Here is a 20,708-nt window from a genome sequence, read left to right on the forward strand (position 1 = left end):
GCGACACATAGAAAAGAGGACTGAATGGCGAGTAACAACGTAGCCCAATTTGCCACCGAACTGAAGATGCCTGCAGATTTGCTGCTGACGCAGCTGCGTTCTGCCGGCGTCGAGAAAAGTTCGACGTCAGATCCATTGTCGAAAGATGATAAGGACAAGCTTTTGGATCATCTGCGCCGCACACACGGCGCAGCGGCTGACACAGAAAAGAAAAAAATCACCGTGACCCGCAAGGAAACGACTGAAATCAAGCAAGCTGACGCCACCGGCAAGTCGCGCACCATCCAGGTGGAAGTGCGCAAGAAACGCACTTTCGTCCAGCGTGACGAAGCTGCGCCGGTCGCAGCCGAGCCGGCTGCGCCTGCCGCACCGGTCATCGATCCCGCCGACGTGGCGCGCCGTGAAGAAGAAGCCCGTAAACAGGCTGAACTGATCGCCCGCCAGGAAGCCGATCTGCGCGAAAAGCAAGAACGTCTGGCCAAGCTCGACGCGGAAAAAGAAGCCCAGGCGAAAGCCACGCAACAGGCTGAACTGGCTGCGAAGAAAGAAGCGGAAGCGGAAGCGAAGAAAGCGGCTGCCAAGGCTGCTGCTGCGCCTGCCGCCAGCACCGCTGCGCCTGTCGTTGACGATGCCGCTGCCGAAGCGAAAAAAGTTGCTGCTGCTGAAGAAGCGAAGAAGAAAGCCGCTGCCGCTGCTGTTGCCGCCAAGGAAGCCGCTGACAAAGCGGAAGCCACCGAGCGTGCACGCAAGGCCGTTGCCGACGAAGTCGCCCAGATCAAGGCCATGATGAACGCGCCACGCCGCGCCATCAAAGCCCCTGAGCCAGCACCGGTGCCGGTCAAGCCGAAGGCGCCGGAAGGCACCCTGCACAAGCCTGCTGACAAGAAACCTGGCGACAAGCCGGGCGACAAGAAGCCTGCTGTTGCAGACAAGAAATCCATCAAGTCGGCCAATGTGTCGTCCACCTGGTCCGATGACGCGAAAAAACGCGGCACCACCGGTGGTCCCAAGCCACGCGGCAACAGCGGCCCAGGCGGCCGTGACAGCTGGCGCGGTGGCGCGAAGGGCCGTCGCCCGACGCACCATGACGACCGTGAATCGAACTTCCAGGCACCTACGGAAGCCGTCGTCAAGGACGTGCACGTACCGGAAACGATCACCGTGGCCGAACTGGCGCACAAAATGTCCGTCAAGGCATCCGAAGTCATCAAGCATTTGATGAAATTGGGCCAGATGTGCACGATCAACCAGGTGCTGGACCAGGAAACCGCCATGATTCTGGTGGAAGAAATGGGCCACAAGGCGTTCGCCGCCGAACTGGACGATCCGGAAGCGCTGCTGGCCGACGTGGGCGAACACGCGCACTTCGAAACCAAGCCACGCGCACCGGTGGTCACCGTCATGGGTCACGTCGACCACGGCAAGACCTCGCTGCTCGATTACATCCGCCGCGCCAAGGTTGCATCGGGCGAAGCGGGCGGCATTACGCAGCATATCGGCGCATACCACGTCGATACGCCACGCGGCATGATCACCTTCCTCGACACCCCGGGCCACGAAGCGTTTACCGCGATGCGTGCCCGTGGCGCCAAGGCAACCGACATCGTCATTCTGGTGGTTGCCGCCGACGATGGCGTGATGCCGCAAACGAAAGAAGCGATTGCCCATGCGAAAGCAGCCGGCGTGCCGCTGGTGGTGGCGATCAACAAGGTCGACAAGCCGGGTGGCAACGTGGACCGCGTGACGCAGGAACTGGTCGCCGAACAAGTCGTGCCGGAAGAATACGGTGGCGAATCGCCATTCGTGCCCGTCTCGGCCAAAACGGGTCAAGGTATCGACGACCTGCTGGAACAAGTGCTGCTGCAAGCCGAAGTGCTGGAACTGACGGCACCGGTCGAAGCGCCTGCGCGCGGCCTGGTAGTCGAGGCGCGTCTGGACAAGGGCCGTGGTCCTGTCGCGACGATCCTGGTGCAGTCCGGTACCTTGCGCCGCGGCGACGTGATCCTGGCTGGCTCTTCGTATGGCCGCGTTCGCGCCATGCTGGACGAGAACGGCAAGTCGATCGCCGAAGCGGGTCCTTCGATTCCGGTCGAAATCCAGGGCTTGACGGAAGTGCCGGTTGCCGGTGAAGAAGTCGTCGTCATGGCTGACGAGCGCAAGGCGCGTGAAATCGGTCTGTTCCGTCAAGGTAAGTTCCGCGACGTGAAACTGGCGAAACAGCAAGCTGCGAAACTGGAAAACATGTTCGACCAGATGGCCGAAGGCGAAGTGAAAAACTTGCCATTGATCATCAAAACCGACGTGCAAGGTTCGCAAGAAGCATTGGTTGGTTCGTTGCAGAAACTGTCGACCTCCGAAGTGCGCGTACAAGTGGTTCACGCGGCAGTCGGCGGCATCACGGAATCGGACGTCAACCTGGCAGTCGCCTCGAAAGCGGTCATCATCGGCTTTAACGCCCGTGCTGATGCCCAGGCACGCAAGCTGGCCGAGTCGAATGGCGTGGACATTCGCTACTACAACATCATTTACGATGCGATCGACGAGATCAAATCGGCGTTGTCGGGCATGTTGGCACCAGAGAAACGCGAAACGGTCATCGGCCAGGTCGAGATCCGCCAGGTTATCCTGGTCTCGAAAGTGGGCGCGATTGCCGGTTGCCTGGTCACCGATGGCGTGGTCAAGCGTGCTTCTTCCGTCCGCCTGTTGCGCAACAACATCGTGGTGTGGAGCGGCGAGATCGACTCCCTGAAACGCTTCAAGGACGATGCGAAAGAAGTTCGCGCCGGTCTGGAGTGCGGCCTGTCGCTGAAGAACTACAACGACATTCAGGTTGGCGACACACTGGAAGTATTCGAAGTCCAGGAAATCGCTCGTACCCTGTAATCACAGCAGTAATGGCGCGGACACTTTGTCCGCGCAAATACGTGGGGCGCATTGGTCAACGGGCAACCGTTTGACCCATGCGCCCTGCGGCACTTAGGACAGCATAAAATCATGGCTAAACATAGCAAAACCATGCCAGCGCGCGGCTTGCGCGTGGCCGACCAGATCCAGCGCGATCTGGCAGAAATCGTCGCCTACGAATTGAAAGATCCGCGCGTGGGCACGATGATCACCATCACCGAAGTGCAGATCACGCCCGATTACGCGCACGCCAAGGTGTTTTTCACGATGTTGAAAGACAGCAAGGAAGCCATCAAGAATACGACCGAAGGCCTGATGGCCGCGGCCGGTTTCATCCGTGGCTTGCTGGGCAAGCGCCTGCACATCCACACCTTGCCGATGCTGCATTTCGTGCACGACAGCTCGACCTCGCGCGGCATGGAAATGTCCTTGCTGATCGACAAGGCCAACGCCACGCGCGCGGCCGATGCCGAGCCGGACGCGAAACCCGAGACGGACGAGCAGTAAGCGTGGCCGGTCCGAAGAAACCGCCCGGCATCAAGCGGGTGCGCGACCTCGTCGATGGCGTTTTGCTGCTGGATAAGCCCGTGGGCTGGTCCAGCAACGATGCGCTGATCAAGGCCAAGCGCGTGCTGAACGCGAAGAAGGCGGGCCATACGGGCACCCTGGATCCGTTCGCCACGGGTTTGCTGCCGCTGTGCTTTGGCGAGGCAACGAAGTTCTCGCAGGACTTGCTGGAAGCGGACAAGACCTACGAAACCCTGGTGCACCTGGGGCAGACGACGGATACGGGCGACACGGAAGGCGAGGTGCTGGAAACGCGCGACGTCAACGTCACCGTAGAGCAGATCGAAGCCGTGCTGGCGCAGTTCCGCGGGCCCATCCTGCAGACGCCGCCCATGTACTCAGCCTTGAAAAGAGACGGCAAGCCCTTATATGAGTATGCAAGGGCAGGCATCACCCTGGAGCGCGAAGCGCGCCCGGTGACCATCCACAAGCTCGAGTTCCTCGGCTACGAAGCCCCGTTCCTGAAATTGTCCGTGATGTGCAGCAAGGGTACGTATATTCGCGTGCTGGGCGAAGATATCGGCCATGCCCTCGGTTGCGGCGGCCACTTGAACGCCTTGCGCCGCACGCAGGTGGGCAACCTGACGCTGGACGGCGTCGTCACGCTCGACGAGCTGACGGCGCATGCCACGCCGTTAAGCTTGCTGGCGCCCGTCGATGCCCTGTTGTCGAGCTTTCCCGCCGTCCAGCTGACGGAAGAATTGGCCAAGCGTTTCCTGCATGGCCAGCGCATCGCGCTGGGCAAGGAAGACGTCGCCGTACCAGCCGAGCCGGGCAGGGTGCGCGTGTATCAAGACAGTAAACTGCTGGGCACGGGCCAGTTGCAGGAGTACAGCATCCTGGCGCCGGAGCGTCTGATCGCGACAGCGCATCAATAAGTCACAGCAACGTCATATTACCCAGCGACACTCGTCAAACAGTGTCGCTTTTTTAAACAAACCGTCCCCGACTGAGGGAGCCGCCAGCATTTTTAGATAGCGTTGCAACGCAACATGCTATACTACGCGGTTCCGGAAATAGATTAGCATTCGGGTATCTCGTACATCTTGTACGCACTCCGCAGTTTTTCAGTAACTACTACGACCATGTCAAATACAAAACGCGCAATTCGTAATATCGCCATTATCGCCCACGTTGACCACGGCAAAACCACCCTCGTGGACCAGCTGCTGCGTCAGTCCGGCACCTTCCGTGAAAACCAAGCGGTCGACACCCGAGTCATGGACTCGAACGACCTGGAAAAGGAGCGCGGCATTACGATTCTGTCGAAGAACTGCGCCGTTGAGTACGAAGGCACCCACATCAACATCGTCGACACCCCAGGCCACGCCGACTTCGGCGGCGAAGTGGAACGTGTTCTGTCGATGGTGGACTCGGTTCTGCTGCTGATCGATGCACAGGAAGGCCCGATGCCGCAAACCCGTTTCGTCACACGCAAAGCGCTGGCACTGGGTCTGAAGCCTATCGTGATCGTCAACAAGATCGACCGTCCAGGCGCACGTCCGGACTGGGCCATCAACCAGACGTTCGAACTGTTCGACAAGCTGGGCGCTACCGACGAACAACTGGACTTCCCTATCGTTTACGCTTCGGGCCTGAACGGCTATGCCGGCCTGACCGAAGACGTGCGCGGCGGCGACATGAAGCCGATGTTCGACGCCATCCTGGAACACGTTCCAGTGCGCGACGACAATCCTGAAGGTCCGCTGCAAATGCAGATCACCTCGCTCGACTACTCGTCGTACGTGGGCAAGATCGGCATTGGCCGCGTCAACCGCGGTACCGTTAAAGTTGGTCAGGACGTGCTGGTCATCAATGGCCCAGGCGCGACCCCGATCAAGGGCCGCATCAACCAGGTGCTGAACTTCAAGGGCCTGGAGCGCGTGCTGGTGGACGAAGCCGTCGCCGGCGACATCTGCCTGATCAACGGTATCGACGAAATCGGCATCGGTTCGACCCTGTGCGCCGTGGACACGCCAGAAGCGCTGCCGATGCTGACCGTCGACGAGCCGACCCTGACCATGAACTTCATGGTCAACAACTCGCCACTGGCTGGCCGCGAAGGCAAGTTCGTGACCTCGCGTCAACTGCGTGACCGTCTGGAAAAAGAATTGAAAGCCAACGTTGCTCTGCGCGTGGCACCAACCGACGACGACACGATCTTCGAAGTATCGGGCCGCGGCGAGCTGCACCTGACGATTCTGATCGAAAACATGCGTCGCGAAGGCTTCGAGCTGGCCGTATCGCGTCCACGCGTGGTGTTCAAGATGGTTGATGGCGTGCGCCACGAGCCGTTTGAAAACTTGTCGGTTGACGTTGAGGAAGCGAACCAGGGCGGCGTCATGGAAGAACTGGGCCGTCGTCGCGGCGACCTGCAAAACATGGAATCGGATGGCAAGGGCCGCGTGCGTCTCGAGTACCTGATCCCGGCACGTGGCCTGATCGGCTTCCAGGGCGAATTCATGACCCTGACCCGCGGCACCGGCCTGATGAGCCACGTATTCCACGAATACGCACCAGTCGACAACACCCGTGGCGAAATGGCTGGCCGTCGCAACGGCGTGCTGATCTCGCAGGACGACGGCGCTGCTGTTGCCTACGCTATCTGGAAACTGCAAGACCGCGGCCGCATGTTCGTGTCGCACAATGACCCAGTCTACGAAGGCATGGTCATCGGTATCCACTCGCGCGACAACGACCTGGTCGTCAACCCGATCAAGGGCAAGCAGCTGACCAACGTGCGTTCGTCGGGTACCGACGAAGCAGTGCGCCTGGTACCGCCAATTCAGATGTCGCTGGAATACGCAGTCGAATTCATCGAGGACGACGAACTGGTGGAAATCACGCCTAAATCGATCCGTCTGCGCAAGCGCTTCCTGAAAGAGCACGAGCGTAAAAAAGCGTCGCGCGACGCGTAATATGTAGTGCTGGCATGGTCGCTTGGCCATGCTGCTGTCAAACCCGCTGTGCTGCATGCCTGACAGGCCATGCACACAGCGGGTTTGTCGTTTACGGCTGTCGTGATTGCTTGGCTCAGCCGCAGCTGTAACGGAAGGTGTCGTCCAGTTCCAGCGGTAGCACCAGCGTCCGGAAGTTTTCGGCCTTGGCCTCGGCGCAAAGCATGGTTCGCGCATCTGCTGCATTGGTACGGTAATCAGCGCGGTATTCGGCGTTGAAGACAGGCTTGGCCGCAGCCGTAAACGGATGCAGCTTGTCGCATTCGCCGAATTCATGACATTGTTCGTTGACTGCGAAGTCGAACTCGTTGACCAGCAGCGCAACCTGCGCCAGGTCGTTTTTCAAGCCCACTTTCAGATTGCGGCGGTGTGCTTCCGTGGCAAGAAAACGGTTGTAGTCGAGCTGGTCACTGGCCGTGAGCGGAAAGCCCGTGCTGTTTGCATAGCCATCCACATTGTCCGGTTCGACGCCGTCGCAGCCCTTGGAGACGGCCAGATCGAGGCGGCGCTGTGCCATGAATTGCCGCACATTGGCCGAGCGTATGTCGAGCCAGCGCTCGCCAGCCCAGCCGGCCAGCTTGCTACCCATGTCCGTCGGCTTGAATACGCCGGCATCAGACCTGAAATCTTCGGACGAGCCGGCCGAAAAATAGCAGACGACGTGCCGACCCTGCCGGTGCAGTTGGTCGATGGTGGCCTGCGCCGCGTCGACCAGATCGACATCATAGACTGCGGCGTCGTAGCTGGTGTTAATGGCGCCCCGCAGTTGCCACTGCCAGGTGTCGTTCACGGCGAGCTGCCATTTTCCTGCTGCCGGGACCGGCGTCGGTGCGGGCGTTGATACGACGGGTACTGGTGCGGCGGCAGTGTCGCCGCCGCCTCCGCAGGCTGCCAGCGCGCAGGCGATGACCGTGATGGACATCGTTCGCTGACAGATGGTATGACTCAGTATTTTCTTCATGTGTATATCTTGGAGGGAATGGGCGACAGGATCCGTCGGTCAGGTACGATGGATGCCTTGCCGGCGTCTGGCATCGCCGGCGAATATAATTGGCGTCGTTCCGGATGAGATGGAGGCTGTTTTTCATTCAGGTTGAAGTGGAAAAATGCATGGGTGGCGACCTGGCATGAGAAGAGACAGGTCGGCCGCCGTTATTTTTGCCGATGACGCAGGTCCGGTGAAGTGGCCTGCCGGATAAACTCCTTATACCAATAGTAACCAGTGTTCGAGGCAAGGCTCGTCGATGGATAAATTGAAATGCATGGAAACGCTGGTGCGTGTCGTCGAAGCGGGAAACTTCACACTGGCCGGAAACAAGCTGGGCATTACTACGGCGATGGTCGGTAGGCAAATACGACAGCTGGAAGAGTTGCTGGGTACACGGCTGCTCAAGCGCGATACGCGCAAGCAGAACCTGACCGAGGCCGGCCTGCATTTCTACCGCAGCGCCAAGGACATACTCGATCATCTGGACCGTGCGCAGGAAATGGCGCAGGATGTGAATCGGGAGCCGCGTGGCAGGTTGCGGATTGCCACGCCCATTTCGATGGGGAGCGCCATTCTGGCGCCATTGATCGTTCAGTATCAGCAGCGATTTCCACAAGTGGAAATTGAGCTGGTGCTGGCAAATGCCATGGTTGATCTGATCGAAGAGGGTATCGATCTTGCCGTGCGCGTTGGACACTTGCCGGACTCGGGATTGATTGCGCGTCCCTTGCGCGCTTTTCAGAACCGCATCTGCGCGTCGCCCGCCTACCTCGCGCGTGCTGGCACGCCGGTGCAGTGGTCCGATCTGAAAATGCACCAGTGCCTGGTACATCAGGCGTGGCACCCGGAGTGGGTGGCGCAAGACGGCAGCCTGCTGGCCTGGCCGGTTCAGCAGGCCTTTTCGGCGAATGACGGCTATGCCTTGCGCGCGGCGGCGCTGGCGGGGGCCGGCTTGCTCTTGCAGCCCGAGGTCATGCTGGCGGAGGCCATTGCGAAAGGTGAGCTGGTGGTGGTGCTGGACCGATTCGCGCCGCCGCCCGTTCCGGTGCATCTGCTCTACTTGCAGGACCCGTATCCGCGTCGCCGTTTGGTCAGCCTGGTTGATTTCCTGGTGGCGCAATTGGGCTAGGCCCGCTCTGGCGCTGACCTTGTCCAACGATGCTGGCGTCATTTTTGATATGATACGCACCTTCTGGTATTTTATTGCCAGAATGATCGATCCGGCCGTGGCCGCTCTTTCTGTGATCAGTCCTTGACCGGGCAGGTCCGTGTTTCAGCCCGAAAACCCTTGCGCCGCACTGGCATGCGCAGTTGAGCTCCTACCTTGATTACCGCCGCCATGCCCTAGCAACCATATAGTGCGCTACGGTGTGATGTCAGGTGATTCATATTCCAGACAGTGATAAACCAATGCAACAAAACATGCAGTCCCCACAAGGGAAAACCCCAGAATCCGGCGTCGTGACTGGTCGCCGCTTGAGCGTCGCGCCCATGATGGACTGGACCGACCGCCATTGCCGCAAGTTCCACCGCGAAATCACGCGCCATACCTGGCTGTACACGGAAATGGTGACGACGGGCGCGCTCGTCTACGGCGACGTGGAGCGCCATTTGCGTTTCAACGAGGAAGAGCATCCGGTAGCGCTGCAGCTGGGCGGCAGCGATCCGAAGGACCTGGCCACCAGCGCGAAACTGGGCCAGCAGTGGGGTTATGACGAGGTCAACCTGAACTGCGGCTGCCCGTCCGAGCGCGTGCAAAAGGGCGCGTTCGGCGCCTGCCTGATGGCCGAGCCGCAACTGGTGGCCGACTGCGTGAAAGCCATGCGCGACGTGGTCGATATCGACGTCACGGTGAAGCACCGCATCGGCATCGACGACAGCGAGTCGTACGACTTCGTGCGCGATTTCGTCGGTACCGTGGCCGACGCCGGCTGCAAGACGTTTATCGTGCATGCGCGCAATGCCATCCTGAAAGGCCTGAGCCCGAAGGAAAACCGCGAAGTGCCGCCGCTCAAGTATGACTATGCCTACCGCCTGAAGCGCGACTTTCCCCAGTTCGAGTTCATCATCAATGGCGGCATCAAGACGCTCGACGAGATCGACTTGCACTTGCAGCACCTCGACGGCGTGATGCTGGGCCGCGAGGCCTACCACAACCCCTACGTGATGGCGCAGTTCGACCAGCGCTATTACGGCGACGACGCTCCCGTCAAAACGCGCGAACAGGTGCTCGAAGCGATGATTCCATATATCAGTGCGCAGCTGGAGAAGGAAGCGGGGCGCCTGAAGCTGAACAGCGTCACGCGCCACATGCTGGGCCTGATGCAAAACCTGCCCGGCGCGCGCGGCTTCCGCCAGACCCTGTCCGATTCGAAGAAGCTGGCTTCGGGCGACCCGCGCCTGCTGCTGGAAGCGGCGGCGCGATTGTCGCTGCCTGCGTAATGGACGATTTCCACGGCCTTGCGCGCCAGCTGGACGGCTATCTGCAAGCCGTCAGCGCGCTCAAGGATGACGGCAGCGACTTGCTGTGTTCATATCTGGGGCCGGTGGCGCCGCAGGCATCGCTCGATACCGTGTGCCGCGCGCTGGACATACGGCCGGACGGCCTGCGCCTGCTGCCGCTGGAACAGGTCGCGTGCAGCGGCGCCGCGTGCACGCCGCGCCAGTGGCTGCTCGAGCGCCTGCGTCCGATGAGCGAGGCTGATCGCCAGCCGCTCGACGCACGCCTGTATGACGGTTTCGTGCGCGAACTGGCCGAACTGCTCGGCAGCGAGCCGCACTGGTATCAACTGGTATCGTCTGGCCAGCACAGCCTGGCGGGACAATTGGGCGCCATCTGGAGCGTCTTTATCTTCGGCACAGACGGCCACGCCTATGTGATGCATTGCAGCTGGGACAGCTGACCCAACTTGTCTATACCGCTGCCCCGGCGCAGTGGTATTGTCCGCACTTCCCCTTCCCCTGAATTCCATTCAATGAATGATGTCATATGGCTATGCCATGTGTTGTAAATGCGCTGTTTCGGCGCACGGCCGCACTGCCTTGGGGCATTTCTAAGGGGCAAGAAACGGCATTGTTGCCATTTCCCCGAAGAAAGTTAATCTGCCATTTATTCGGGTACTTATTGCTTGCTTTGAGGCAAAATTTACACCTATAATTGATTATAGACAAATATTTCTCATATGAATGTTTGATGTTGATCTCATATCAACGGTGTCAAAACTTCAGCGTGTGGAACAAGTTTGCATTCGCAGTCACTGGGTTGAACAGGGCTGGCGAAAGACCAGGAAGTACCCCAGGCTGCGTGCGGCCGGAGACCGCCAGCATACCAGTGGGTAAGGGCGGATACCGGCGTTACGCAGCCTTCGTCTTGTCGTGCCGGGCAAAAATTCTTATCAATAGTTTCATTTACGAAGAGCCGAAATGAATTTAGCAAAAATGAAGGTTGGTACCCGCCTGGGCCTGGGATTCGCCCTGGTACTGGTTCTGCTGGTGGCCGTGACCGTCCTCGGCATCGCGCGCATGGCGCAAATCCAGGAACGTCTCGATCACGTGATCAATGTCAACAATGTCGTCACCCGCCTGGTGATCGACATGCGTGGCAACGTCAGCGACCGCATCACCTCGCTGCGCATTTTGACCCTGATGACGGACGCGAGCGATATGGAGCCGGAAATGGCGCGTATCAAGACGCAGACCAGCACCTATCAGGAAACGCAGAAGAAGCTCGAAGAGAAATTCGCCGTCGAGTCGACTTCCGAAGAAAAAGCCCTGCTGAGCTCGATCAAGGAATACGAGGCGGCCGCCATGCCGGCCATCGCCAAGGCATCGGCCCTGTGGATGGCCAACGATGCGGAAGGCGCCACGCGCGTGATGATCAAGGAAATCCGCCCGGTACAGAAAAAATGGATGGAAGCGCTGGAGCAGCTGGCCACCCTGGAAGACAAGCTGAACGAGCAGATGCAATCGGATGCCCGCAAGGCGTTCGACAGTGCGCGCCTGTTCATGATCATCCTCGGCGTACTGGCCGTGGCGATGGGCGTGGCGGCAGCACTGGTGATTACCCGCGGCCTGCTGAAACAGCTGGGCGGCGAGCCTGACTACACGGCATCGATCGCCGGCAGCATCGCCAATGGCGACCTGTCGATCGGCATCCACACCCAGCCTTCGGACAATTCCAGCCTGCTGGCGGAAATGAAGGAAATGCGCAACAGCCTGGTGGGCATCGTCGGCCAGGTACGCGTGGGCACGGAAACCATCGGTACGGCGTCGCGCGAAATCGCAGACGGCAATATCGACCTGTCGTCGCGCACGGAAATGCAGGCCAGCGCGCTGGAAAAGACGGCGTCGGCCATGGAAGAGCTGACCTCGACCGTGAAACAGAATGCGGACAATGCGCGGGAAGCCAACAAGCTGGCGGCCACCGCTTCGGACGTGGCCCTGAAGGGCGGCTCCGTCGTGTCGCAAGTGGTTGACACCATGAGCTCGATCAATGAATCGGCGAAGAAAATCGTCGACATCATCGGCGTCATCGACGGCATCGCCTTCCAGACCAATATCCTGGCGCTGAATGCGGCCGTGGAAGCGGCACGTGCCGGCGAACAAGGCCGCGGCTTTGCCGTGGTGGCGTCGGAAGTGCGCAACCTGGCCCAGCGTTCCGCTGGCGCCGCGAAAGAAATCAAGATCCTCATCGACGACTCGGCCGAGAAGACCGAGCGCGGTACGCGCCTGGTGGGCCAGGCCGGCGTGACGATGGGCGAAGTGGTCGACAGCGTGCGCCGCGTCACCGACATCATGAGCGAGATCGCCAGTGCCAGCCAGGAACAAAGTGCCGGCATCGAACAGGTGAACCTGTCGATCATCGAGATGGATGGCATGACGCAGCAGAATGCGGCCCTCGTGGAACAGGCGGCCGCTGCGGCGCAAAGCCTGCAAGACCAGGCGGCCGAACTGGCCCACGTGGTCAGCATCTTCAAACTGGTCGAGGGCGAAGAGAAGCCGGCAGCGTACGTGCCGGCCCCCGTGGCAGCTGTGGCCGCACCGGTAGCTGCGCGCAAGCCGGCACCGGCATTGCGCCCGGTGAAGTCGCTGGCCCGCAAGGCTGAAGCGGCCGCTCCCGCAGCGGCTCCGGCGCCACGCAAGGCCGCGGCGGCGAGCAGCACCAGCAATGACGAGTGGGAAGAGTTTTAAGCATCAAGCGACATCACGAAGGCAAGGTGCCCACCGGGAGGCTGACATCCCGGCAGCACCGTCCTGCGTAGCAGGCAAGAAATTGTAATTACCGTATCTGATAATCATGGGGAAGCACATGTTTGAGAATAAGCGTTTTATGAGTGTTGCAGCAGCCTTGCTGGTGTCCGTCTCGTCCACGGCCTTCGCGGCCGAGGTGCCAGCGTCGTTTGATTCCAAGAACTGCAAGGCCGAGTATCCGAAAGCCTCGCTGATGAACGAAGAGCAGGGCACCGTATCGATGTCCTTCCTCGTCAATGCCGATGGCAGCGTTGCCGATTCGAAAGTCGAGAAGAGCAGCGGCTTCAAGAACCTGGACAAGGCCGCCATCAAGGCCCTGTCCGCATGCAAGTTCAAGCCGGGCACCAAGGATGGCGCTGCAGCGCAAACCTGGACCAAGGTCGATTACGCCTGGAAGCTGGACTGATCCACGCATGCCGGGAGCGGGACTCCCGGCATGGTCGTATCCGCTACGGGCGGCGCCTGCGAGGGTGCCGCCCGTATTGTTATGTGCGCCAGCCAACGGCGCTGTCACCCCCGATTCTGTTACCCTCAAACCATACCTTCGGGTTCTCCCACCACAAGAGGCCTACCATGCAGCGCATCCTGACACTTTCCTCCCTGGCCGCCACCGGCTTGCTGCTTTCCGCCTGCGCATCGCTGGGCACCCCTGCGGGCTTGCAGGCGGGGCAGACCGTGGCCGTCGTCAATAGCCTGAGCTGGGACAATCCCTTGACGGGCAAGCGCGACGGCGTACGCACGAGCTGGCCTATCAAGGATGGCAAGATTGCTTCTGAGTATTTCCCACTGGCGCAATTGAAGCAATGCGAGGCGGGCGGCAAGCCTTGCGCCTGGGGCGTGATGCGGGCGCAGCGCAGCGCGCCCACGCTGAGCTTTGCGGAGGGCGGCGTCGAGCTGGCCGTGAGCGTGTCCATCGACGTGGCGCGGCGCCAGGATGCGCGCCAGGGCGAGACGCAGACGGCGATGGCGATTCCGCAGGACGTGGCCGCGCTGGCTGGCCGGCAACAGCTGCAGCCCAGCTGGAAATTGAAGTATGGCAAGGTCGAGCAGGTCGAGCTCGATTACGGCGTGCGCTACCAGGTGTGCGTGCAGCGCTACGATGCGGCCGGCAAGGCCATCGATACGTGTGCGATTCCATTTATCTGAGGAAACATGCCGCGTGGGCCGCGTGTGGCTGCTTTGCCACATTTCATGTTGCGGCGTGCTTCGGGGTGTAACAATCGGTAAAAGCGCAGCAAAGCACGGCGTAATTTCTTATAGTACTTAATTAGAGGTAGTACAAGAGTTTGGTACAAGAGGAGAATTGCGATGAAAACCCTGTTGGCAGTAATTTCGCTGGCCGCCCTGGGTGGCTGCGCCGTGGCCCCGCCCGGGCCAGCCTATTACGGTTCGCGCGCGCCACAGGGAGCCTACAATCCCTATGACTGGCATACGGTCTCGTCCGAGCCGGTGCAATCGTCGCGCGTGGTGAGCGAGCCGCGCGTGGAATACACGAATGAACCCGTCTACGTGCAGCAGCAGCCGGTGTACGTGCAGCAGCCCGTGTATGTGCCGGCGCCCGTCTATGCGCCGCAGCCGTATTATTACAATCCGCCCGTCTCGATCGGGCTGGACTTCGTGTTTGGTTTTGGGCGCTATGGCGGTCACCGTGGCGGCTGGGGCGGGCACGGACGCTATTACGGCCGCCGCTAGGCTGCATCGCACCACCATTACTACGCTACGCGTCGCGATGCGCGGGCAGCGCGCTAGGCGCTGCCTTGGCGGTTCCATCCTCGGCCGGCCCCGTACCATGGACAGCCGCGCTTCTTCCCACGGCTTATCGCCGCTCCTTACCATTGAGTGAGATGGTGTGACGTCAGAGGAGTTCAGTGGAAATACACGGAACTCTGGTGCAGCACGTCCGCCGAGCACAGGATGTACATCGCCGCCGCTGCCAGACCTATTTGCAAGGCGCCAAAGCTGATCGGGATGAGGCGGGACATGTCGTACTCCTGAGTGGTGTGGGGTGTGGTCAGGTTTTTATCATAGGATGAATTAATGCCATCGGGCATCGGATGAATGTCCGCCACGATGTAGGACAACACCTCGTCCCCGGCGCCCCGCCTCGCTCTCCGGCCGCTTAGCGGTTTTTCCAGCGCACCACGGGCTCGTCCGGCGCCGTGTCCGGCACGTTCGAGATCGTCAGCCAGTGCGTGAGGCGTTCCGGATGCTTGAGATTGATGCCCATGCCGTCGATGATGCCGACCTGTTCCAGCATGCGCGCATCGATCTTTGCCTTCGACACGGTGGGCGCGCCCATCACCATGCGGTCATATGCCTTGCGCGCCTTGTGTTCCCACTTGTGCAGATTGCTTTCGTCGAAACGGTTCGCTTCGAAATACACGGTCAGGGTGCCATCGAGGTTGCCGAAGCCGACAATGCCCGCGCCCTTGCGGATGGTGGTGGTGTTGTCGATGTCAAATTCCGCCGTGGGCACGAAAATGCCGGCGCGGCCATCGATGTCGGGACGTCCCACGGGCGTATCCTTGCCGTAGGAGCTGGTTTCGGTAATGGTTTTTTCTGCGGACATGGTGCGTGTTTGGTGGCCGTACCGGGAGCGCAAACGGGCCCGGCAGCGCCAGTCATCCTGTTCAAAAAATGCGTGCTGATGATCAGGGCGGGGTAGTGGCCCTGGCGGAGCGATGCTTGGCATTGCTTGATACCCCGCTATTGTAGCGCCAATTTAATTCCTCTTGGCAACATTTCCCGGGAAATAATACCGTCGTCTGCCCATGAAAAAAGCCGCCCGGCCAGGTGGCGGGGCGGCTGTTGCGCGACGACTGTCCGGACTCAGGCGGCGGTCTTGCGGCGTACCATGAAACCCAGCAAGCCCAGGCCCAGCAGCATCATGGCGTAGCTTTCCGGTTCCGGCACGGCCGTCGTCACCGAGACGTTATCCAGGTAGGAACCGTAGGTCGGCGCGGAGGCCGGGCCGATCGATTCGAAGCGCAGCAAGGTGGACGAACCGAGCGCGGTCACGTTCTGGCTGTAGGTCTGCCACACGCCCGTGGTGGTGCCGACCAGGGCCGTTGGCGTCAGCAGGGTCGAACCCCAGTAGACATTCATCAGGCTGCTCGCGCCGCCTGGCGTACCCGGGCGTCCCGAGTAGGCAAACGACAGCGCATACGTGCCGCCGGCCGTGGTGGCGAGCGATTGCGAAACGGACGTCAGGCGCTCGGCGTTGAGTTCCAGGTATTGCGTGCCGGCGGCAGCGACCGGGTTGAAGCCGCTCAGGCCGCCTTGCGTGGCGCCCTTCTGGATTTCAAAGGCCGTATTGCCGCTGACGGACGACGTCCAGCCCGTCACGGCGCTCAGTTGCGCGAACGGGGTGGTGATGGCATTGCTTTCGAAGCTGCCGTTGACGACCAGTTCGGTCGCGGCGTTGGCGCCGCCGGCGGTGATCAGGGAGGCCAGCGCGGCGATCTTGAAGAGGGTAGCAGGCATTTTCATGTGGGTCCGTTCTATTATTTAAAAGTTAATTTCATTTCCTAAATGACATTTAAAGAATATCACTAAAACTCACCAAAAAAACTCCTGCACGATAAAAAATTTTGTAATTGTGAAATCATTTGTGTTCATAATTGCATTAATTTCCATGGTGAATCAATTGCAGTGCTGCCGCAAGGTGAGCGCGGCCCTGAGGCTGCTTGCCCTGGAGTATTTTTGTGACATGAGGGCGTAAAAAAACCTGCATCGAAACAACAACGATGCAGGTTTTCCATGTGCCTCTGGCGTGCGCGCCGGCTATTGCTGCAATAGCCGGCGCGTGTGCGGGACTAGAACGCCAGGCGACCTTGCAGGTAAACCATGCGCGGCGCGCCCACCAGCTTGCCCAGGTTGCCGTCCGACGTGCGCGTGAAGTAACGCTTGTCGGCGAGGTTGTTGACGCCGGCGACCAGTTCCAGGCCCTTCTGGCCAGGCACTGCCCATTTCACTTGCGTGTTCCACGTGCGGAAGCCGGGAATCACGCCCAGGTTGCCGGCCGCGTTTTCCGCCATGGTGTTGGCTTCGTCGGCGAACTGGCGGCTCTGGTGGCTGCTCGACAGGTCGAAGCCCCAGGCGCCCAGCTGGTAATGGGCGCCGATGGTATCCGTGGTGCGCGAATAGAAGGGCACGTCATTGCCCGCGTTCACGCCATCCTGCAAGGTGGCCTTGGTGTAGGTGTAGGTGGCGTAGGCGTTCAAGCCGGCCAGCGGACCGGACTGGCTGAAGTGGTAGTCGACGGCCGTTTCCAGGCCCCGGTGATGCGTGGCGCCCACGTTGTAGAAGACGACGTTCTCGCCGCTGCCGACGGACTGGATCTGGTTGTCGAACTTGATGTTGAACAAGGTCGCTTCGGCCGACAGCTGGCCGCTTTTCCAGCGCGCGCCCAGCTCGGCGGTTTTTGCCAGTTCCGGCTGCAGCGGGTTCTTGCTCGACTGCGCATTGAGCTGCGTATTTTGCACGGCGCCGAACGAGCTGTTGTAGTTGCTGAACAGGGTGACGTTGTTGTTGAGCAAGTAGGCCACGTTCAGCGAAGGCAGGGCCTTGTTGTTGAGCAACTCGATCTTCTGGTCGGCCGGCAAGTGGTTGAAGCGCACCGTCTTGATGTGTTCGTAGCGCACGCCCGGCGTGATGCGCCAGGCGCCGATGGCGATCTTGTCATCGATATACACGGCCTGGGCATCGGTGGAGTTGTCGGCAAAGCGCGTCGGCGCCTGCTGTACGCCGCTGGCGATGACGACGTTGTAGATGCTTTCATCGGCCCGTTCGACCAGGTAGCGGTAGCCGACGGTGACGTCCTGCGAGACCTTGCCTGTGATGAAACGCTGCGTGTAGCGGGGCTCGATGGCCGTCGTTTCATAGTTGCGGGGCTGGTGGCCCAGGCCTTTCAGATTGGCGCTGATAAGGGTGCTTTCGCGCGAGCTCTTGTTGTAATAGGCGCGCACTTCCACTTCCTGCGTGCCCGACAGGGCATTCAGGTAGCCGATGTCGAAGGCCTTGCGCTCGCCGCTCCAGAAGTCGGTGGGGCGCGTGTTCTGGAACGGGTCCTGCTTGTATTGCGCGGCCGTCAAGCCGCCCGGCGTGCGCGACGTCACGTCGTAGTAGGACAGCTTGCCGTACACCTCGGCCGTGGGGCTCAGGTCGTAGCGGAACTTGAGGGCGAAGTCGTTGACCTTCTCGTCGCTGCCCACGCGCCAGTCGCTGCCGCGGATGCCCGAATACAGCACGGCCAGGCCCAGGCCGCTGTCGAGCTGGGTGCCGGCAAAGACGCTGGCCTGCGTATTGTGGCCCACTTCGCTGTACGAGTTGTAGCGTACGGTGGCGTCGCCCGTGATGCCTGGCGTGGTGGGCACGCGGCGCGTCTTGAAGTTGATGATGCCGCCCACGTTTTGCGGGCCGAAGCGCACGGCACCGCCGCCGCGCACCACGTCGACCGTCTCGACATTGGCCAGGCTGACGGGCGCGAACGACAGTTGCGGCTGGCCATAGGGCGCCACCGACATCGGGATGCCGTCCAGCAACACCGTGCTGCGCGGCGAATAGCGCCCGGCCAGGCCCCGCACGCCAATATTCAGGGAGATGGCGCTGCCGGCGCTGCCCGAGTTGTCGCTGATCTGCACGCCGGGAATGCGGCGCATCACGTCGCTGAGGCTGGACGCGCCCGAGTTCTCGATATCGTCCTTCTGCACCACCGTGCGGGCGCCCGCGAAATTTTTCGTGCTGGCGGCCATGCTGGTGCCCAGCAGGTTGCTGCTCACCTGGATGGATTCCAGGATGGGGCCGGCATCATCGGCTGTATTGGCGTTCTGTGCCTGCGCGGCAAGGGACGTGCCCAGGCAGGCGAGGGCGATGGCCAGCGCGCACGGGCGCAGCGAAAAGGGCAGTGGGGAAAGTGTGGCGGCCATGCATGAATCTCCGTAATGACGATGGTTGCGCGGGCAATCGGGCGGCGCGACAACATCGTGGCGAGGACATCCGGCGCAAGGGGATAAGAATGATAATGATTCTCATTTTATCCGTCAATTGCGCAAACTGCGTAAGGCGGGCTTTGCCCGGAGAAAGGCGGGAAGTGTTGCTGGCACGGTACAGCAGGGGATATGGATTGCCGCTTGGCACCATTGCTCGGGTGCGGCGGCATTGCGCGCGCTTCTTGTATACTCCCGCTTTTGCAGCCGTCAGACGTGAACGTACAATGAGCCAGATAACTGAAACGACACCAGGCAGTTTCCCCGTGGAACGCCGCCAGGGCGACCAGCCGGCAAGTGCTGCGCGCAAACTCAATCTGCTGGTGGTCGACGACAACCAGGAAGTGGGCGAATCGCTGGCCATGCTGCTCGAGGCGCTGGGCCACCACGCGGTGGTGGTGCGCAACTGGCAGATGGCCGTCGAGCAAGTCAAGCTGTGCGTGCCCGACGCCGTCTACCTCGACATCGAAATGCCCGGCATCAGCGGCATCGAGATCGGCCGCCGCCTGCACCACAATCCCGAGACGGCCAACGCCGTGCTGATCGCCGTCACGGGCCATAGCCTGCCCATGTACATGGACGACGCGCTGGCCGTGGGCTTCCGCCACTTCCTCGTCAAGCCCGTGCGCCTGGACGACCTGGCAACGACGGTGAAGTCGGTGCTGGCGGGCTAGGTTCCTGTCCTACGGCCGGCTCAGCGACCACTGCTGGTTGTTCGCATTGGTCAAATTCCACTGGATGATCTGCGCATTCTCGGCCGTGCTCAGGTTCAGGACGTCCAGGGTCAGGTTGCTGTAGCGGTTGCTGATCGTCTGGTAGCCGGACGCGGGGCTGGCGAAGCGCCATTGCTGGCCCAGTCCGCCCCAGTAAGTCCATTGGGCGATGTTGGTGCCGGCCGTGGTCGAGTTGTTGTAGTCGTCCAGGCCCAGCAGGCTGTTCGCATTGATCAGGCTGTAATACCCGTCGCCGTGTCCCACCATATACCATTGCTGGTGCTTTGCCCCCGTGTACGTTTGCTGCTGCACCAGCGCGCCATTGGCCGTGCCGGCGCCTGCCACGGCCAGCGCCTTGCCGCTCAGGCGCGAGCGCAGCACGGTGGGGCCGTCCGAGATGCCGCCGCAGCTGGCGACGGAAAAATTGCGCGTCAGGGCGGGCCAGCCATCGCCATACGTCATCTTCAGAATATCGAGCTTGGCCGCGCCATTGTCGTTCACGTCGTAATAGTGGATGGAGGTGTAGTTGCAGCCATCCTGCTTGAGCACGCCGATATGGCCCGGTCCCTTGTACTTGCCATCGAGGTTGGGGAGCAGCGTGCGCGTGCCGCTGTACGGTCCCGTCACGCTGCTGGCCCGCTGCACTTCCACATAGTATGTGCTGGCGGCGCCCTGGCAGCATTTGCCGCGGTTGACGAACAGATAGTAATACTCGCCGTCGTGCGTGATGTAGGGTGCTTCGATATCCTTGCCGCCGCCACCGAGGATGGTGGTGACGTTGCCGCTCGTCTTGCCTGTCGCCTGATTGATCTCCGTCACGCCGATGCCGCCAAAAAACGAGCCGTACGACATGTAGACCTTGCCGTCATGGTCGCGGAACAGGGCGGGGTCGATGGCATTGATTTCCCCTCCGCCCCCATACGATTGCACGACGATGCCCAGGTCCGTCCAGTTCGGATTCTTCAGCGACGCCGAGCGGGCCACGCCGATGGCCGATACGGACGTGCCGAAGGTGGATACCGAGTAATACAGATAATAGTAGCCGTTCATGTGGATCACGTCGGGCGCCCAGTACGAGCCGCTGAAGTTGGGGATCTTGTTGGCGATCCAGGCCGGCGGCGTGCTGAACACGGGCCCGGGGCCGGCCGACCATTTCAGCATGTCCGTCGAGGTGGAATACCAGATGCCGTCGCCCGTGGTGAAATTGAAATACGTGTCGCCGTCTTTTGTCAGGGTACCGGGGTCGTGCGCATTGGGCACGCCCGTCAGGGTGATCGCCTGCGCATGGGCGCAGAACATCAGGCAGAGTGCTGCCAGGAATTGCTTCATCGTTGTCTCCGTA

17 protein-coding genes are annotated in these 20,708 nt (G+C 60.8%); 12 read left to right on the plus strand and 5 right to left on the minus strand.

Going from position 1 to position 20,708, the window contains the following annotated elements; all coding sequences use genetic code 11:
* Positions 1-24: 24 nt before the first annotated feature.
* From infB to typA, 4 genes are all read left to right on the plus strand, one after another.
* The gene (gene infB, locus VPH41_RS24050) at positions 25-2,883 is read left to right on the plus strand and encodes a translation initiation factor IF-2 (RefSeq protein ID WP_152284884.1); all 2,859 of its coding nucleotides are present in this window, start codon (positions 25-27) and stop codon (positions 2,881-2,883) included.
* Positions 2,884-2,994: 111 nt separating this feature from the next.
* On the plus strand, positions 2,995-3,411 hold the full coding sequence (rbfA, locus tag VPH41_RS24055; protein ID WP_099665290.1) for a 30S ribosome-binding factor RbfA: 417 nt from the start codon (positions 2,995-2,997) through the stop codon (positions 3,409-3,411).
* 2 nt (positions 3,412-3,413) lie between these two features.
* A complete protein-coding gene (gene truB / locus VPH41_RS24060; protein ID WP_328571746.1) occupies positions 3,414-4,349 on the plus strand; it encodes a tRNA pseudouridine(55) synthase TruB in 936 nt (311 codons plus the stop codon).
* 207 nt (positions 4,350-4,556) lie between these two features.
* Positions 4,557-6,389: a translational GTPase TypA gene (gene typA, locus VPH41_RS24065; protein WP_230538709.1), complete on the plus strand. Its 1,833-nt coding sequence runs from the start codon at positions 4,557-4,559 to the stop codon at positions 6,387-6,389.
* A gap of 115 nt (positions 6,390-6,504) precedes the next feature.
* Here typA and VPH41_RS24070 read toward each other — a convergent pair whose 3' ends face one another.
* Positions 6,505-7,389: an endo alpha-1,4 polygalactosaminidase gene (locus tag VPH41_RS24070; RefSeq protein ID WP_328571747.1), complete on the minus strand. Its 885-nt coding sequence runs from the start codon at positions 7,387-7,389 to the stop codon at positions 6,505-6,507.
* Positions 7,390-7,672: 283 nt separating this feature from the next.
* Between VPH41_RS24070 and VPH41_RS24075 the strand changes: the two genes are divergently transcribed.
* From VPH41_RS24075 to VPH41_RS24105, 7 genes are all read left to right on the plus strand, one after another.
* Positions 7,673-8,545: a LysR family transcriptional regulator gene (locus VPH41_RS24075; protein ID WP_328571748.1), complete on the plus strand. Its 873-nt coding sequence runs from the start codon at positions 7,673-7,675 to the stop codon at positions 8,543-8,545.
* Between the two features lie 293 nt (positions 8,546-8,838).
* Positions 8,839-9,858, plus strand: a complete 1,020-nt coding sequence (gene dusA / locus VPH41_RS24080) for a tRNA dihydrouridine(20/20a) synthase DusA (RefSeq protein ID WP_328571749.1) — start codon at positions 8,839-8,841, stop codon at positions 9,856-9,858.
* Positions 9,858-10,319, plus strand: coding sequence for a hypothetical protein (locus VPH41_RS24085; protein ID WP_328571750.1), 462 nt, complete (start codon positions 9,858-9,860; stop codon positions 10,317-10,319). The genes dusA and VPH41_RS24085 overlap by 1 nt, the downstream gene beginning before the upstream one ends.
* A 520-nt stretch (positions 10,320-10,839) precedes the next feature.
* Positions 10,840-12,606 (plus strand): methyl-accepting chemotaxis protein, encoded by a 1,767-nt coding sequence (locus VPH41_RS24090; RefSeq protein ID WP_226941565.1) that lies wholly within the window; start codon positions 10,840-10,842, stop codon positions 12,604-12,606.
* A 139-nt stretch (positions 12,607-12,745) separates the two neighbouring features.
* Positions 12,746-13,072: an energy transducer TonB gene (locus VPH41_RS24095; protein WP_152258987.1), complete on the plus strand. Its 327-nt coding sequence runs from the start codon at positions 12,746-12,748 to the stop codon at positions 13,070-13,072.
* Positions 13,073-13,239: 167 nt separating this feature from the next.
* Entirely contained in the window at positions 13,240-13,812 is a 573-nt protein-coding gene (locus tag VPH41_RS24100; RefSeq protein WP_328571751.1) for a hypothetical protein, read from the plus strand.
* 162 nt (positions 13,813-13,974) lie between these two features.
* The gene (locus VPH41_RS24105) at positions 13,975-14,358 is read left to right on the plus strand and encodes a hypothetical protein (RefSeq protein ID WP_152258985.1); all 384 of its coding nucleotides are present in this window, start codon (positions 13,975-13,977) and stop codon (positions 14,356-14,358) included.
* A 427-nt stretch (positions 14,359-14,785) separates the two neighbouring features.
* Here VPH41_RS24105 and VPH41_RS24110 read toward each other — a convergent pair whose 3' ends face one another.
* The 3 genes from VPH41_RS24110 to VPH41_RS24120 all read right to left on the minus strand — a co-directional run bounded on the left by VPH41_RS24110 (position 14,786) and on the right by VPH41_RS24120 (position 18,593).
* On the minus strand, positions 14,786-15,235 hold the full coding sequence (locus VPH41_RS24110; RefSeq protein WP_328571752.1) for a hypothetical protein: 450 nt from the start codon (positions 15,233-15,235) through the stop codon (positions 14,786-14,788).
* Between the two features lie 260 nt (positions 15,236-15,495).
* Positions 15,496-16,155, minus strand: a complete 660-nt coding sequence (locus VPH41_RS24115; protein WP_328571753.1) for an FxDxF family PEP-CTERM protein — start codon at positions 16,153-16,155, stop codon at positions 15,496-15,498.
* Between the two features lie 326 nt (positions 16,156-16,481).
* Complete coding sequence (locus tag VPH41_RS24120) at positions 16,482-18,593, minus strand: TonB-dependent receptor family protein (protein ID WP_328571754.1); 2,112 nt, start codon at positions 18,591-18,593, stop codon at positions 16,482-16,484.
* A gap of 287 nt (positions 18,594-18,880) precedes the next feature.
* Here VPH41_RS24120 and VPH41_RS24125 point away from each other — a divergent pair, with 287 nt between their 5' ends.
* The gene (locus VPH41_RS24125) at positions 18,881-19,327 is read left to right on the plus strand and encodes a response regulator (protein WP_193317653.1); all 447 of its coding nucleotides are present in this window, start codon (positions 18,881-18,883) and stop codon (positions 19,325-19,327) included.
* Between the two features lie 9 nt (positions 19,328-19,336).
* On the opposite strand, the gene VPH41_RS24130 is transcribed toward VPH41_RS24125, so the two are convergent.
* Positions 19,337-20,695 (minus strand): family 43 glycosylhydrolase, encoded by a 1,359-nt coding sequence (locus VPH41_RS24130; protein WP_328571755.1) that lies wholly within the window; start codon positions 20,693-20,695, stop codon positions 19,337-19,339.
* Positions 20,696-20,708 lie beyond the last annotated feature (13 nt).

This window comes from Janthinobacterium sp. P210006 (assembly GCF_036231885.1).
Lineage (GTDB): Bacteria > Pseudomonadota > Gammaproteobacteria > Burkholderiales > Burkholderiaceae_D > Janthinobacterium > Janthinobacterium violaceinigrum.

Bases quoted from the DNA above. Each gene is read 5' to 3' on its own strand.
- infB (WP_152284884.1), top strand. From the start codon at position 25: ATGGCGAGTAACAACGTAGCCCAATTTGCCACCGAACTGAAGATGCCT.
- rbfA (WP_099665290.1), top strand. From the start codon at position 2,995: ATGGCTAAACATAGCAAAACCATGCCAGCGCGCGGCTTGCGCGTGGCC.
- typA (WP_230538709.1), top strand. From the start codon at position 4,557: ATGTCAAATACAAAACGCGCAATTCGTAATATCGCCATTATCGCCCAC.
- VPH41_RS24070 (WP_328571747.1), bottom strand. From the start codon at position 7,389: ATGAAGAAAATACTGAGTCATACCATCTGTCAGCGAACGATGTCCATC.
- VPH41_RS24075 (WP_328571748.1), top strand. From the start codon at position 7,673: ATGGATAAATTGAAATGCATGGAAACGCTGGTGCGTGTCGTCGAAGCG.
- dusA (WP_328571749.1), top strand. From the start codon at position 8,839: ATGCAGTCCCCACAAGGGAAAACCCCAGAATCCGGCGTCGTGACTGGT.
- VPH41_RS24085 (WP_328571750.1), top strand. From the start codon at position 9,858: ATGGACGATTTCCACGGCCTTGCGCGCCAGCTGGACGGCTATCTGCAA.
- VPH41_RS24090 (WP_226941565.1), top strand. From the start codon at position 10,840: ATGAATTTAGCAAAAATGAAGGTTGGTACCCGCCTGGGCCTGGGATTC.
- VPH41_RS24095 (WP_152258987.1), top strand. From the start codon at position 12,746: ATGAGTGTTGCAGCAGCCTTGCTGGTGTCCGTCTCGTCCACGGCCTTC.
- VPH41_RS24100 (WP_328571751.1), top strand. From the start codon at position 13,240: ATGCAGCGCATCCTGACACTTTCCTCCCTGGCCGCCACCGGCTTGCTG.
- VPH41_RS24105 (WP_152258985.1), top strand. From the start codon at position 13,975: ATGAAAACCCTGTTGGCAGTAATTTCGCTGGCCGCCCTGGGTGGCTGC.
- VPH41_RS24110 (WP_328571752.1), bottom strand. From the start codon at position 15,235: ATGTCCGCAGAAAAAACCATTACCGAAACCAGCTCCTACGGCAAGGAT.
- VPH41_RS24115 (WP_328571753.1), bottom strand. From the start codon at position 16,155: ATGAAAATGCCTGCTACCCTCTTCAAGATCGCCGCGCTGGCCTCCCTG.
- VPH41_RS24120 (WP_328571754.1), bottom strand. From the start codon at position 18,593: ATGGCCGCCACACTTTCCCCACTGCCCTTTTCGCTGCGCCCGTGCGCG.
- VPH41_RS24125 (WP_193317653.1), top strand. From the start codon at position 18,881: ATGAGCCAGATAACTGAAACGACACCAGGCAGTTTCCCCGTGGAACGC.
- VPH41_RS24130 (WP_328571755.1), bottom strand. From the start codon at position 20,695: ATGAAGCAATTCCTGGCAGCACTCTGCCTGATGTTCTGCGCCCATGCG.